The sequence below is a fragment of the Paenibacillus taichungensis genome (assembly GCF_047302525.1).
Lineage (GTDB): Bacteria > Bacillota > Bacilli > Paenibacillales > Paenibacillaceae > Paenibacillus > Paenibacillus taichungensis_B.
The window spans coordinates 526,590-541,850 of record NZ_CP168020.1; the positions used below are offsets into that span (position 1 = coordinate 526,590).

12 protein-coding genes are annotated in these 15,261 nt (G+C 48.6%); 11 read left to right on the forward strand and 1 reads right to left on the reverse strand.

Going from position 1 to position 15,261, the window contains the following annotated elements:
- The first annotated feature begins 83 nt into the window (after positions 1-83).
- The 5 genes from ACDJ58_RS02510 (at position 84) to purF (ending at position 6,172) form a co-directional block, all read left to right on the forward strand.
- Positions 84-956: a phosphoribosylaminoimidazolesuccinocarboxamide synthase gene (locus tag ACDJ58_RS02510; protein ID WP_413375207.1), complete on the forward strand. Its 873-nt coding sequence runs from the start codon at positions 84-86 to the stop codon at positions 954-956.
- 592 nt (positions 957-1,548) lie between these two features.
- Complete coding sequence (gene purS, locus ACDJ58_RS02515; protein WP_024633544.1) at positions 1,549-1,794, forward strand: phosphoribosylformylglycinamidine synthase subunit PurS; 246 nt, start codon at positions 1,549-1,551, stop codon at positions 1,792-1,794.
- A gap of 4 nt (positions 1,795-1,798) precedes the next feature.
- Positions 1,799-2,488 carry a phosphoribosylformylglycinamidine synthase subunit PurQ gene (purQ, locus tag ACDJ58_RS02520; protein ID WP_024633543.1) on the forward strand — a complete coding sequence of 230 codons (690 nt, stop codon included), beginning with the start codon at positions 1,799-1,801 and terminating at the stop codon, positions 2,486-2,488.
- Positions 2,466-4,709: a phosphoribosylformylglycinamidine synthase subunit PurL gene (gene purL, locus ACDJ58_RS02525; protein ID WP_090811732.1), complete on the forward strand. Its 2,244-nt coding sequence runs from the start codon at positions 2,466-2,468 to the stop codon at positions 4,707-4,709. The genes purQ and purL overlap by 23 nt, the downstream gene beginning before the upstream one ends.
- The gene (purF, locus tag ACDJ58_RS02530; RefSeq protein WP_079697175.1) at positions 4,694-6,172 is read left to right on the forward strand and encodes an amidophosphoribosyltransferase; all 1,479 of its coding nucleotides are present in this window, start codon (positions 4,694-4,696) and stop codon (positions 6,170-6,172) included. The genes purL and purF overlap by 16 nt, the downstream gene beginning before the upstream one ends.
- Positions 6,173-6,430: 258 nt before the next feature.
- Here purF and ACDJ58_RS02535 read toward each other — a convergent pair whose 3' ends face one another.
- Entirely contained in the window at positions 6,431-6,655 is a 225-nt protein-coding gene (locus ACDJ58_RS02535; RefSeq protein ID WP_413375210.1) for a hypothetical protein, read from the reverse strand.
- A 65-nt stretch (positions 6,656-6,720) separates the two neighbouring features.
- On the opposite strand from ACDJ58_RS02535, the gene purM reads away from it, so the two are divergent.
- The 6 genes from purM to ACDJ58_RS02565 all read left to right on the forward strand — a co-directional run bounded on the left by purM (position 6,721) and on the right by ACDJ58_RS02565 (position 15,173).
- The gene (gene purM, locus ACDJ58_RS02540) at positions 6,721-7,761 is read left to right on the forward strand and encodes a phosphoribosylformylglycinamidine cyclo-ligase (RefSeq protein WP_413375212.1); all 1,041 of its coding nucleotides are present in this window, start codon (positions 6,721-6,723) and stop codon (positions 7,759-7,761) included.
- On the forward strand, positions 7,761-8,378 hold the full coding sequence (purN, locus tag ACDJ58_RS02545) for a phosphoribosylglycinamide formyltransferase (protein ID WP_413375214.1): 618 nt from the start codon (positions 7,761-7,763) through the stop codon (positions 8,376-8,378). Before purM ends, purN begins: the two co-directional genes overlap by 1 nt.
- A 332-nt stretch (positions 8,379-8,710) precedes the next feature.
- Complete coding sequence (gene purH, locus ACDJ58_RS02550; RefSeq protein ID WP_413375216.1) at positions 8,711-10,258, forward strand: bifunctional phosphoribosylaminoimidazolecarboxamide formyltransferase/IMP cyclohydrolase; 1,548 nt, start codon at positions 8,711-8,713, stop codon at positions 10,256-10,258.
- A gap of 129 nt (positions 10,259-10,387) precedes the next feature.
- Positions 10,388-11,653 carry a phosphoribosylamine--glycine ligase gene (purD, locus tag ACDJ58_RS02555; RefSeq protein ID WP_413375218.1) on the forward strand — a complete coding sequence of 422 codons (1,266 nt, stop codon included), beginning with the start codon at positions 10,388-10,390 and terminating at the stop codon, positions 11,651-11,653.
- Positions 11,654-12,379: 726 nt separating this feature from the next.
- Positions 12,380-13,717, forward strand: a complete 1,338-nt coding sequence (locus ACDJ58_RS02560; protein ID WP_413375219.1) for a hemolysin family protein — start codon at positions 12,380-12,382, stop codon at positions 13,715-13,717.
- Positions 13,718-14,090: 373 nt separating this feature from the next.
- Entirely contained in the window at positions 14,091-15,173 is a 1,083-nt protein-coding gene (locus tag ACDJ58_RS02565) for a hemolysin family protein (RefSeq protein ID WP_413375221.1), read from the forward strand.
- The last annotated feature ends 88 nt before the right edge of the window (positions 15,174-15,261 follow it).

The following is a 15,261-nucleotide window of genomic DNA, read 5'->3' on the forward strand; positions in this document are numbered from 1 at the left end:
AGATTGTTCTGTCATCGGAGTGGAGTCCGCACCATCAGGATTCTGTTCTTAGCCTTACATCTCCTGAAAGAAGGTGAGCCTCCATGGCGCTGTCCACTGCAGCAGATCTCGTTAAAGCTCCTTTGTTATATAAGGGAAAAGTACGTGAGTTGTACGATCTGGGTGAAAATTTTCTCATCGTGGTTACGGATCGGATTTCGGCATTTGACTATGTGCTGGACCCAGCCGTTCCCGAGAAGGGCAATGTGCTTAATAAACTGAGCAGCTTCTGGTTTGAACTGACGGGCGACATGATGGATAACCACGTGGTGCATACGGATGTAAACCAATTGGGCGATATCATTACTGATCCTGAACTGCTCAAAGACCGCATCATGGTGACCCGCAAAGCCGAGCGCATTGATATTGAATGTGTGGTGCGTGGATACATTACCGGTGGCGGATGGAGACAATATGAGAAAAGCGGAGAGGTCAACGGCATCAAGCTGCCGGATGGACTTCGCAAAAACGCCAAGCTCGACGTTCCCATCTTCACCCCGGCAGCCAAAAATGATGTCGGTCATGACGAAGACATCCCGATGGATCGAATGAAAGAACTTGTCGGAGATGCTCTCGCGATTGAGCTTCAGGAAAAGAGCCTGCGTCTCTACGAATTTGCTCGCGACTATTGCGATCAGCGGGGAATCATTCTCGCAGACTGCAAATTCGAGTTCGGTATGGTCGATGGTAAAGTCATTCTGATCGATGAAATCTTCACGCCAGACGCTTCTCGCTTCTGGGCCAAAGAGAATTACGAACTCGACATCGAGATCGATAGCATGGATAAAGAGCCGGTACGCACATATCTGTTAGGCAGCGATTGGGACAAGAACAGCAAACCTGACCCGCTGCCACAAGAAGTAGTGGAGGCCACAACCGCAAGATACGTCGATATTTATAACCGTTTAACGAAATAATAGGTTGTAACGTTTGAAGTGAGCTTCGGGAAAGTTTGAGGAGTCTAAGGTTTGAGCGGGCTACGAGAAAGTTTGGCTTTCGATCGCTGTTGCCCCCGGAATTTTTTGATTGGAATCCTTTTTTCAAAAGGAAACATTCCGGGGGGCAAAGGCGACCGCTTTCGCTTCTCCAGCTCAAATCTTTCCCTCCGCCAGTGTTCAAACTGGTGGATGAGGCAATTAAAACTAAGACTTCTATCAAACAGGAAGTCTATCAATATAAAAAATAGTAAGGTTACTCATTTAAACTCGAAGACTATATCAGCGTTTCCGCGTAATGGTCAGGCTAGACCATTACACACCGTGCAACGTAAAAGGGTTTAGGCCTTTAAAAAAACGTCGCATGGACTAGCGGAGGGGCGGAATTGTTCTTAAAGGAGCGATAGCGTTCGCCTTTGTCCCCGGGTTTTGACCGCACAGCGGTTCAAAATAATCAAAAAACCTGGGGACAACAGCGACCGGAAGAACAATCCGCCCCGGAGCAAGCTCCAAACCCCTTTTTAACAGCATAAAGCATTTATCCCGTTCATTACTGAGGAGGAACATAAGGATCATGATCAAAGCAACCGTCTATGTCACTATTAAGCAAAGCGTTCTCGACCCGCAAGGAGTAGCTGTTCAAGGTGCCCTGCATTCGATGGGATTCAATGAAGTGGAAAGTGTACGGATTGGTAAAGTCATGGAACTGACTCTGGATACAACAGACCGTGCGGAAGCGGAGAAACGATTGACAGTAATGTGTGAGAAGCTGCTGGCTAACACCGTTGTTGAAGATTACCGCTACGAATTGGAGGGTTAACCCCATGAAATTTGCAGTTCTTGTGTTTCCTGGCTCCAACTGTGACATCGACTGTTACAAAGCAGTAGAAGATGCGATTGGACAAGAGGTTGATTATGTATGGCACACGGCTACAGATCTATCGGCTTATGATTGTATCCTAGTTCCAGGTGGTTTCTCTTATGGTGACTATCTGCGTTGCGGAGCGATCTCCCGTTTTGCACCCGTAATGAATGAGGTAGCTAAGGCTGCTGAACAAGGTAAATATATTCTCGGCATTTGCAACGGATTTCAGATCCTTACTGAGGCAGGATTGCTTCCTGGCGCTTTGATCCGCAACATGTCGCTGAAATTCCGTTGTCACGATACGGTGTTGAAAGTAGCGAATGCAGATACTCCATTTACACGTGACTATGCACCGGGGGAAGAGATTGTTATTCCAATTGCTCACGGTGAAGGAAACTATTACTGTGACGAGGAAACACTCGCGAGTTTGCAGGCAAACAACCAGATCGTCTTTACGTATGGCAGCAACCCGAACGGTTCCCTGGGTGATATCGCGGGAATCTGTAATGAGGGTGGAAACGTGGTTGGTATGATGCCACATCCAGAGCGCGCGGTGGACTCACTGCTGGGTTCGGAAGACGGCAAACGTATGTTTACATCTATTTTGAAAGCATGGAGGGATCGGCATGACGCAGCAGCTATCCGCTAAGGAACCGACAGCAGAACAGGTCGCAGAACATAAACTTTACGCACAAATGGGCGTGTCTGACAGCGAGTATGAGCTGATCTGTGAGTTCATGGGGCGTAAGCCGAACTACACGGAGATTGGTGTTTTCAGTGTTATGTGGTCGGAGCACTGCGCATACAAAAACTCCAAGCCGTTACTGCGTCGATTCCCTACAAGTGGACCGCGTGTCCTGATGGGTCCGGGTGAAGGTGCCGGGATCGTAGATATCGGTGACAATCAGGCCGTTGTATTCAAAATTGAAAGCCATAACCATCCTTCCGCGGTTGAGCCTTACCAAGGTGCGGCAACAGGTGTTGGCGGCATTATCCGTGATATTTTCTCTATGGGAGCAAGACCGGTAGCTTTGTTGAATTCCTTGCGTTTTGGCAAGCTGGAAAGTGATCGCGTTAAATATCTGTTCGAGCACGTGGTAGCAGGTATTGCTGGATACGGAAACTGTATTGGTATTCCTACTGTTGCTGGTGAAGTCATGTTTGATGAGAGCTATGAAGGCAATCCGCTGGTTAACGCGATGTGTGTGGGTCTGATTGATCATGACAAAATCCAGCGCGGCGTAGCTAAAGGTGTGGGGAACCCTGTGTATTATGTAGGGCCGCCAACAGGCCGGGATGGTATTCATGGAGCGACCTTTGCATCAGTTGAACTGACGGAAGAATCCGAGTCCCAACGGACAGCGGTTCAGGTAGGTGACCCTTTCATGGAAAAACTCGTAATGGAGTCTTGCCTCGAATTGATCGATACCGGAATCGTGCTTGGTATTCAGGATATGGGCGCAGCAGGTCTGACGTGCTCCAGTGCGGAAATGGCAAGTAAGGCGGGCAATGGTCTGGAACTGTATCTGGATCAGGTGCCACAGCGTGAAGAAGGCATGACACCTTACGAGATGATGTTGTCCGAGTCCCAGGAACGGATGTTGTTCGTCGTTGAGCCGAAGGATGAGGCGCAGGCGATGGAAATCTTTGAACGTTGGGGCGTAATCTGTGCAAAAGTCGGTAAAGTAACGGATGATGGTCGTCTGAAATTGATTCACCACGGCGAAGTGGTTGGAGATATGCCGGTAACAGCACTGGTTGACGAGTGCCCTGTGTATGACAAACCTTCTTCTGTACCTGCTTACTACGAGCAAAGTGCTTCCATCGACACGCTTCGTTACGACGAAGTGTCGGATCTCGGCGGTGCATTGAAACAAGTGTTGGCATCCCCAACAGTGGCGAGCAAGAAGTGGGTTTATGATCAATATGACTACATGGTGCGTACAAGCACTGCCGTTCGTCCTGGTTCGGATGCAGCCGTAGTTACGATTCGTGGTACACGCAAAGGTCTCGCGATGACAACGGACTGTAATGGACGTTATGTTTATCTGGATCCTGAAGTAGGTGGACGGATTGCCGTAAGTGAAGCAGCGCGTAACATTGTATGTTCCGGTGCAGAGCCGCTGGCGATTACGGACAACCTGAACTTCGGTAACCCGGAGAAGCCGGATATTTTCTGGCAAATGGAGAAAGCGGTAGACGGTATGGCGGAAGCTTGTCGTGTGCTGGATACGCCGGTCATCGGTGGTAACGTAAGTCTGTATAACGAAAACGCCAAAGGCTCCATCTATCCAACGCCAGTTGTCGGTATGGTAGGTCTCGTTCATGATACGGATCATATCACGACACAAGCATTCAAATCCGAAGGTGATGTTATCATCCTCCTCGGTGAAACGAAAGCTGAACTGGGTGGAAGTGAGCTGCAATATGCGGTTCATGGCAAAACGGAAGGCCGTCCACCAGAACTGAACTTGCAAACGGAAAAAGCATTGCTGGGAACCGTGCTGGAAGCTATTCAATCCGGTCTCGTTCGCTCTGCACATGACTTGTCTGAAGGCGGCTTGGCTGTTGCACTCGCAGAGTCTTGTATCAGCGGTAACGTGGGTGCACAGGTTAATGTTGAGACGGCATTGCGTGCAGATCATGCGTTGTTCAGTGAAAGTCAATCTCGTATTCTGCTGTCGGCTTCGCCGGAGCAAGCTGGTAAGCTGGAAGCTTTTGTACGTGAACGCGGTGTGCCTGTAGCTGTTATTGGACGTGTAGAAGGAAGTAACCTGACAATTGAATTGAACGGAACATCAGCCGTGAACGAACCTGTAGGAGGTTTAGCTCAGGTCTGGGAGGATGCGATTCCATGTCTCATGAACTGACGACAGGACCATTGTGGACAGGTGATTATTATAACGAAGGGTCCGGCAAGGAAGGACTCGACAAATTAAAGGAAGAATGCGGAGTATTCGGGGTGTTCAAACACCCTGACGCCGCATCATTATCCTATTATGGCCTGCATGCCCTTCAACACCGGGGTGAAGAAAGTGCAGGGATGTGTGTAAGTGACGGTAACGAGTTTCACTACCACCGTGGTATGGGTCTGGTGAAGGAAGTTTTCACCAAAGACCTGATGCAGACGTTGACCGGGGATATCTCTATCGGACACGTTCGTTATTCAACCAGTGGTGACAGTAAGCTGACGAACGCACAACCATTGGTATTTAAATACCGCGATGGTGATCTGGCTGTAGCAACGAACGGAAATATCGTAAATGCGCCAACAATCCGGCGTGAATTGGAGCAGGGCGGTTCCATTTTTCAAACGACCAGTGATACCGAAGTTATTGCCCATCTAATCGCGAGATCTTCCAAAGGATTGGTAGAAGCTGCGAAGGATGCGTTCCAGCGTATTGTGGGTGGTTATGCATTTCTGATCATGACCAACGACAAATTGCTGGTTGCTTCTGATCCCCATGGTCTGCGTCCGCTCACAATGGGTAAATTGGGAGATGCGTATCTGTTCGCATCCGAGACATGTGCGCTGGAGACGATTGGTGCTGAGTTGATTCGTGACATTGAACCGGGTGAACTGTTGGTGCTGGATGCGGATGGTCTTCATGAGGACCGGTTCGATCATCACAAACACCGCAAGGCGCTATGCGCGATGGAATACATCTACTTTGCCCGTCCGGACAGTGACATGAATGGTGCAAATCAGCACGCTGCGCGTAAACGGATGGGTAGCCGGATGGCGATTGAGTCGTTTGTCGATGCCGATCTGGTAACAGGTGTACCGGACTCCAGTATTTCCGCGGCAATCGGTTACGCCGAGCAAACGGGGATTCCGTATGAGATGGGTATGATCAAAAACAAATACACCGGACGTACGTTTATCCAGCCAAGCCAGGAACTGCGGGAACAAGGCGTGAAGATGAAACTGAGCGCTGTGCGTCGTGTGGTGGAAGGCAAACGCGTGGTCATGATTGACGACTCCATCGTACGGGGAACAACTTCCCGCCGGATCGTGAACATGCTGCGTGATGCCGGAGCAACAGAAGTACATGTACGCATTACATCACCACCGTTTAAAAACCCGTGCTTTTACGGAATCGATACGCCTGACAGTCGCGAATTGATTGCCTCCCAGCTGTCGGTGGAAGAAATTTGCCGTGAAATCAACGCGGACTCCCTGTCGTTCCTCAGCCCCGATGGGCTGATTACATCGATTCAGGGAGATAATCAGGATGACTACAAAGGCGGACTTTGCCTCGCATGCTTTGATAATGATTACCCAACCCGCCTCGATTTCGGCGGCGAAGAGAAATTCGGCTGCAGCTGCTAGCTGTTATCCGGCGAGACAAACGTATCTCGCCGCCCCGGGCGTAGCCCGAGCCCTTAGCCCCGCCTTGCGGAGCAACAGGGGCTCAGGCAGCCAGGCGAAGCAGCTGCCCCCGGGCATAGCCCGAGCCCTTAAGCCCCGCCTTGCGGAGCAACAGGGGCCAGGGCAGCGGTGCGAAGCAGCTGCCCTCCGGGCATAGCCCGAGCCCTTAGCCCCGCCTTGCGGTGCGAAGCAGCTGCCCTCCGGGCATAGCCCGAGCCCTTAAGCCCCGCGCCTTGCGGAGCAACAGGGGCACGGGCAGCCAGGCGAAGCAGCTGCCCCGCGGGCTTGTCCCGCAGCGCAGCCGAGCGGGGTTCGGCGACCGATGGCCTGCGGCCAACGGAATCGGCGAACAACCACGCGAGCACACGAACGAACCAACCATAGCAAGATCATACCAGCCACCCCTGCACCGCTTGTTTGGCGGGTGTCCAGAGGGCCTGCCAAGGTCCATTGGGGTCCTCCCGGGCGGGAGGATTTAGGAGGGGCGAAAAATAAGGAGCTGATTCCACTTGTCCGAAGCATACAAAAACGCCGGCGTCGATATCGCGGCAGGCAACGAAGCGGTTGAACGGATGAAAAAACACGTGAAGCGTACCTTCCGTCCGGAAGTGATGACAGATCTGGGAGGCTTTGGCGCCCTGTTCGGTTTGAACAAAGATAAATATGATGAGCCGGTGCTTGTATCCGGTACAGACGGTGTAGGAACCAAGCTGAAAATCGCATTTGCCATGGACCGTCATGATACCATCGGAATCGACGCGGTAGCCATGTGTGTGAACGACATTGTGGTACAAGGCGCAGAGCCGCTGTTCTTCCTCGACTATCTGGCATGTGACAAAGTCATCCCAGAGAAAATCGAAGCTATTGTTGCGGGAATCGCAGAAGGATGTCATCAGTCGGGCTGTGCTCTGATCGGTGGCGAAACGGCTGAAATGCCAGGTATGTATAGTGAGGGCGAATACGATATTGCCGGATTTACTGTTGGTATCGTGGACAAAGCGAAAATCATTAACGGTACAACCATCGCTCCTGGTGATACAGTGATCGGACTTGCATCCAGCGGAGTGCATAGTAACGGATTCTCCTTGGTACGCAAACTTTTGTTGGAACAAGCCGGATTGGGCTTGCAGGATGAAGTCGCTGAACTGGGTGGCAAGCTGGGTGACGCACTACTGGAACCAACCAAAATCTATGTAAAACCACTCCTGTCCCTGCTTGAAAAGGTAAAAGTAAAAGGCATGGCCCACATTACAGGTGGCGGCTTCATCGAGAACATCCCGCGTATGCTGCCAAGCAGCGTGAATGTAGATATTAATTATGGTTCTTGGCCGATTCTGCCAATCTTCAACCTGTTGCAAGAAAAAGGCTCCGTTTCGAACCGCGACATGTTCACCACATTTAACATGGGGATCGGACTTGTACTGGTCGTGAATGAAGCAGATGCAGTTGAAGCTTTGGAACAACTGAAAGCATCCGGTGAAGAAGCGTACATCATTGGACGTGTGACTGAAGGAGATGCGCGCGTAACCTTCACGGGAGCGGATGTTTAATGGCGAACTACCGTATTGCTGTATTTGCCTCTGGTGAAGGGTCGAACTTTCAAGCATTGGTTGATGCAGCACGGAACGGAGGGCTGGGGGCATCCATAGATCTGCTGGTATGTGACAAACCGGCTGCACGTGTGGTGCAGCGGGCGCAGGAGGCAGGCGTGGAATGCCATCTGTTTACTCCCAAAAATTATGATTCCCGCGAAGCCTACGAGGCTGAGATCGTGGAAGTGCTTGAATCCAGAAACATTGACCTGGTTGTTCTTGCCGGATACATGAGATTGTTGACTTCAGTAGTCGTGGATCGCTATGCAGGACGACTGATTAACATTCATCCGTCCTTGTTGCCAGCGTTTGCAGGCAAAGATGCCATAGGGCAGGCACTGGAATATGGTGTTAAAATCACTGGGGTTACCGTCCACTTTGTGGATGGGGGAATGGATACAGGGCCGATTATTGCCCAGCATCCTGTTCCTATTTTGCCAGAGGATACGGTTGAATCCGTTAGTCGCTCCATCCATGCTGCCGAACAGAAGCTGTACCCTGAGGTTGTATCCTGGTTTGCTCAGGGATGGGTACAACTCGAAGGGCGCCAAGTTACGGTGATGAAACCGGATTGATATAAGTTGGACTACTTTTACACGTTAACGGAGAGGGCAGAAATAAGCTGGAGAAGCGGAGCGTTCGCCTAAAAGCTTTCTGAAAGAAAGCTGCATCGGAAGCATACGCTTTATTCATGGATTTTCACTTTTAAAAAGTGTTCGAAAAATCTGGGAATAACAGCGATCGAAAGATTATTCTGGACTCGTAGTATTTTAGTGTAAACTCATTTATCAACTTGTATAACAGAAGTCGAAAATTGGTACGCATTTTGTGATATTTCTCGGGAAATAAATCGGTTGTGTTTCGCCATGAAACGCGAAGCCATGGGACATTAAAGGAGGAGCATATTGTGAGTATCAAAAGAGCGCTGGTCAGCGTATGGGATAAAACAGGCATCGTGGATTTTTGCCGCGAGCTGTCGCAAATGGGTGTGGAGATTATTTCGACAGGAGGTACAAGCAGTCTGTTGTCGAAGGAAGGCGTACCTGTCATCGGAATTTCGGATGTGACCGGATTCCCGGAGATTATGGACGGACGTGTTAAAACATTGCATCCGGCAGTGCATGGTGGTTTATTGGCTGTTCGTGACAGCGAAGAGCACAAGCGCCAGATGGAAGAGAATGGACTGGATTATATCGACCTCGTTGTTGTAAACCTGTATCCGTTCCAGGACACCATCGCCAAACCGGACGTAACGTATGAGGACGCAATAGAGAACATCGATATTGGTGGTCCAACCATGCTTCGTTCTGCTGCCAAGAACCATGCTTATGTTAGTGTTGTTGTAGACACAGCAGATTATGGCAAGGTGCTTGAAGAGGTCCGCAGCAATGGGGACACCACACTCGAGACACGCAAACAGCTTGCGGCAAAAGTGTTCCGCCATACAGCGGCATACGATGCAGTTATTTCCGATTATCTCTCCAACCTGAACGGTGATCCACTGCCAGAGCGTCTGACGGTTACTTACGAAAAACTCCAGGATTTGCGCTATGGCGAAAATCCACATCAGCAGGCGGCATTCTACCGCAAACCGCTGGCAGCCCAAGATACGTTGACAACAGCCGAGCAATTGCACGGCAAAGAGTTGTCCTACAATAATATCAACGATGCGAACGCAGCCTTACAGATTGTCAAAGAATTTGAAGAACCGGCAGTTGTGGCGGTTAAACATATGAATCCTTGCGGCGTAGGTATTGGCGAAAGCATCTACGAAGCTTATGGCAAAGCTTATGCGGCTGATCCAACCTCCATCTTTGGTGGAATCGTGGCAGCCAACCGCATTATCGATAGCGATACAGCGGCTAAACTGAGTGAGATTTTCCTGGAAATCGTACTGGCTCCTGACTTTACACAAGAGGCACTCGACATCCTGACCAAAAAGAAAAATATTCGTTTACTCAAAACGGGTGAACTGAACGCTGCCCGCAATCGGGAGAGTAAGTTCGTAGTAACCTCCATCGACGGCGGCATGATCGTTCAACAAAGCGATGTGCATTCCATTGAAGCGAGCGAGCTCAAGGTAGTTACAGATCGTGCACCATCCGAAGAAGAACTGAAACAGCTGTTGTTTGGCTGGAAAGTGGTTAAGCATGTGAAATCCAATGCGATCGTGCTTGCAGCAAACGACATGACTGTAGGTGTAGGCGCAGGGCAAATGAACCGTGTCGGCGCAGCCAAGATTGCTATTGAACAAGCCGGAGAACTAGCCAAAGGTGCCATTCTGGCATCCGATGCGTTCTTCCCAATGGGCGATACACTGGAACTTGCAGCGAAAGCTGGAGTTACAGCCGTTATTCAACCAGGTGGTTCGATCAAGGACGAAGAGTCCATCAAAGTAGCGAATGAATACGGCATTGCCATGGTCTTCACTGGCGTTCGTCACTTCAAACACTAGAGCAAAAAAGGTTTAATAAGGGGTGTCGCCTGTCATGCTTATGACTTATGGTACACCCCTTCTTTTTAGGATAATTCAACACGTAATAGTTTAACAAAACCAGTTATGCGCGGAGGGGGAACAACGCTAATGGATATTCTGGTAGTGGGCGGCGGTGGCCGGGAACACGCAATCATATGGGCACTGGCGAAAAGCCCGAAGGCAGGCAAAATTCATTGTGCTCCGGGAAATGCGGGCATTGCGCAGCTCGCCGAGTGTCATCCGATTGCGGTAAATGAATTCGATAAACTGACGGCGCTTGCCACGGAGCTTAACGTGGGATTGGTTGTTATTGGGCCAGACGATCCGCTCGCAGACGGCATCGTAGACGCATTTGATAAAACCGGTATTCCGGTATTTGGACCACGCCGCAATGCAGCAGAGATTGAAGGCAGTAAAACGTTCATGAAGGACCTGCTGCACAAATACAACATTCCAACCGCAGCCTATGAAAAATTCGACAATTACGAACAAGCGCAGGCTTATCTGAATGAGCAGTCCATCCCTGTGGTAATCAAGGCCGATGGGCTGGCAGCTGGAAAAGGCGTTACTGTAGCCTATTCCCGTGATGAGGCTGATCAGGCACTCCGCAGCATTATGGTGGACAAAGTATTTGGTGAAGCAGGAGCGAAAGTAATTATCGAAGAATTCCTGGCAGGTCAGGAAATGTCGATTTTGGCGTTTGTCGATGGGGAGACCGTTCGTCCGATGGCTGCTGCACAGGATCACAAACCGGTATTCGACAATGATCAGGGGCCAAACACGGGCGGTATGGGTACATACTCACCATTGCCACATATCCCGGCCTCCATCATTGAAGAAGCGGTAGAGACGATTATCATACCAACAGCCAGAGCGATGGTATCCGAGGGACGGCCGTTCCAAGGTGTATTGTTTGCCGGACTGATGATTTCACCAGATGGCAAACCCAAAACGATTGAGTTCAACGCGCGCTTCGGTGATCCCGAGACACAGGTCGTATTGCCGCGTCTGAAGAGTGATCTAATCGACATTTTCTGGGCAACCGTGCACGGGAAATTGGCGGATATCGAGATTGAATGGAGCGACGAAGCCGCTGTATGTGTGGTGCTTGCATCTGGAGGATATCCTGGTCCATATGCAAAAGGTGTAGTCATTGAGGGACTGGATCAAGTCGACGAAGCAGTAGTATTCCACGCCGGAACAGCACGCAATGAATCTGGAGAATGGGTCACCAATGGTGGACGGATTCTAGGCGTTGTGGGTCTTGGTTCTGATATTGCCGAGGCCAGAAACAAAGCTTATGCTCAAGCGGAACGTATCCATTTTGACGGTAAACATCAACGTTCTGATATTGCCGCCAAAGCATTGGTATAACTAAATCTAATTAATTGTAACTTGATAAAGTGAAACCTAAGGGCCCGTAAAGATGTACACCGAAAAAAGGTGTTTGCATCCTGCGGGCCCTTTTCAACGTATACATGATTATGATGTCATTGCTGGACGTGTCACAGTCCGGATACGGCAAAGAAGAATGGCTGTAAATAAAGGCCACAGCAGGTTTAATCGACTAAAGTAAAGGGTACCATTTCTATAAACTGGTCTATACTAATCATGTGAACAATATCACATAGAATTAACTGTAGATGCGAGAAAGACCACATACATAAAAGTTTATTTTGTGAACTCATTATATAATCTATATTCCAAACCATAACGTGCAACTGGATGGTTTGGAGTAGATCATGTTATACTTTTCTGAAACAGGAATGAACAAGAGGGGAGGTGGATATCTATTGGGAAGGCGATATTGTAAACTGTCCAAATGGAGAATTTTGGTGGAGTAAATCGAGAAACAATGACAGCATGAGGGGGAACCCTGTTTTTAGTGAAGTAGTTTCTTTAAGTGATTGACTTCATCCTGAATTCCTGTTTTGCAATTTTACAAGGTCAAAGTACAACCTATACACACTTTATCATTTATCGATTTCATATAAGGCATACGCCATATTGAACGTCAATCAGCTGTTGAATGGTTAATCAAGTTAACCGATCACACTGTAACTATCTCTGGAGGTGAATCCCTGAGAAGCGGGGAAATCATTGGACATAATCACCATATTAAATATTGTATTACTCATTATCTTGATTGCTTTGACCGCATTTTTCGTTGCATCTGAGTTCGCTGTGGTTAAGATTCGTACATCAAGAGTGGATCAACTGGTTGCCGAGGGGAATAAAAAAGCCATATTGGCCAAGAAAGTAGTCTCGGACCTCGATTATTATCTGTCAGCCTGCCAGCTCGGTATTACCGTAACTGCCCTTGGATTGGGGGCGCTCGGTAAGCCAACCGTTGAGAGGTTGTTATACCCGGTATTTAATTATCTGGACGTTTCAGCTTCCATATCGTCGGTTGCTTCCTATGCGATTGCCTTTATCCTTGTCACGTTCCTGCACGTCGTGGTTGGGGAGATGGCTCCCAAAACGATGGCGATTCAATTTTCGGAAAAATTGACGCTGTTGCTCTCGCCGCCGCTATATTGGTTCGGAAAAATTATGTATCCCTTCATTTGGGCGCTGAATGGTGCATCCCGCGTGCTTCTTAGGGCATTTGGCGTGAAGCCTGCCGGGCATGAACAGGCCTACTCGGAGGATGAGATCAAAATCATCATGAACCAGAGTTATGAAGGAGACGAGAACAACAAGACCAAGCTTTCGTATCTGGAAAACGTATTCGTGTTCGATGAGCGTGATGCCAAAGACATCATGGTTCCGAGGACAGAGCTTGTGACACTGAATCAGAATATGACTTACGACGATATCATTCCGATATTGGATGAGCATAATTATTCACGTTATCCCGTCATCGAGGATGGGGACAAGGACCGAATTGTCGGTATAGTGAATGTGAAAAAGATTTTGCCTGACATGGTTGCCCTTAGGGAGCACAAACTTATCGATTTTGTTCGCGAAATTCCTTTCGTTTCTGAAGTTACAAGTATCCAGGATGCCATGATCAAGATGCAGCAGGAACGCGTGCACATGGCTGTGGTCGTGGATGAATACGGAGGTACTTCGGGAATCATTACAATGGAGGATATTCTGGAGGAGCTTGTCGGCGAGATTCGGGATGAGTTCGACGCTGATGAAGTTGCTGACATTCAGGTAACCGGAGAGCACCAATATCTCATTAACGGCCGGGTTCTGCTGGATGAGTTGGAGCGGCAGTTTGGGCTTGTCTTTGAAGGCAATGAAGAGATGGATACCGTGGCCGGATGGATTCAGTTCCAGAAGGGTGTCGGTGTGGAACAAGGCGATACGGTAGAACACGGTGATTACGTCTGGACCGTTGTGGACGCAGAAAATTTTCACATTAAGCAGGTTCTGCTTGAACGTGTAAACGGTGCTCAGGTCGATGAATCTTCCAGTGACCTGGCCTGATCTGATTACACTAAAAGTGCTTTCCTCACTGCTACTGCCCTCATTATTTTTTTACGATATGGCAGCGTAACAGTGAAGGGGACGGAATCAATTCTGAAGAAGCGAAGCGCTCGCGTTTGTAAACCAATTTTACACTGCTAAAACGTTAGATTTTCAAATATGTTTTGCGATAACGGAGAGGACAGAAAAGACTGAAAAAGCGAAGCGTCCGCCTTTATCACCGGATTTTCTCCTCTTAAATATACAATTAAAAATCTGGGGATAACAGCGGTTGGAAGGGTATTCTGTCATCGGAGTGTCTAAGCAATTTTATTTGAAAACTTAAATTAAAATGATTAACTTGGAGGTGAATCCCTCATATTGAGGGAAATCATTGGACGGAATAATAGCCTTAAACTTATTTTTAGTAGCCGTATTTATAGGTCTGACCGCCTTTTTCGTTGGAGCGGAATTTGCAATTCTGAAAGTACGGATGTCCCGAATAGATCAGTTGATCTTGGAAGGGAACAAAAAAGCGGTATTAGCCAAAAAAGTGGCTCACAATCTGGATTATTATCTATCTGCGTGTCAATTGGGTATCACGATCACAGCGCTGGTATTGGGTGCGTTGGGTGAACCAACTGTTGAGAAAATGCTGCACCCGCTGTTTGAGCGACTGGAAGTCCCAGCGGCGTTGTCAACGGTACTCTCTTACGGGATTGCCCTGGCAATCATCACGTTCCTGCATGTCGTTATTGGTGAATTGGCACCGAAAACACTGGCGATCCAGTTTGCAGAGAAGATGACACTATTGCTTGCACCACCGCTGTACTGGTTTGGTAAGATCATGAATCCGTTCATCTACGCGCTGAATGGGGCTGCCCGTCTATTGCTTGGCATCTTTGGTATAAAACCTGCCGGTCACGATACGGTTCACTCCGAAGAGGAATTGAAGCTGATTATGGCGCAGAGTTATGAGAGTGGAGAAATTAATCAGACAGAGCTGGACTACCTCAAAAACATTTTTGCTTTTGATGAGCGTCTGCTTCAGGAGATTATGATCCGCAAAGAAAAAATCGTTACGCTGGACAAAGAAATGCCGCTGGAACGTATGATCGAGGTTCTAAAGCAGCATGAATATACACGTTTCCCGGTGATCGAAAAAGGAAATCAGGATCAATTCATTGGATTTATCCATACTAAGGAAATGCTTACGAGTGTTGCAGCAGGCCGGGAGTTCAACATGGATACGTTTGTACACGACATGTTAAAATTTTCGGAGTTATCGCCGATTAAGGATGTCTTGGTCCAAATGCAGCAAAGTCGTTCCCATATCGCCACGGTGCATAATGCAGAAGGGGAAACGGTTGGTCTGGTTACGATGGAGGACATCCTTGAAGAAATTGTTGGAGATATCAAGGATGAGTATGATGGCAAAGATCTGGTCCAACCGTCTAAGCGATTAAAATTAACCTAATAACGTAATGCGAGATTATAAGGTTTGATGTTGTGTGGCGGCAATTGAATAAGATTCAAGGAAGACAGGTTTCCGAGTGATCGGGACC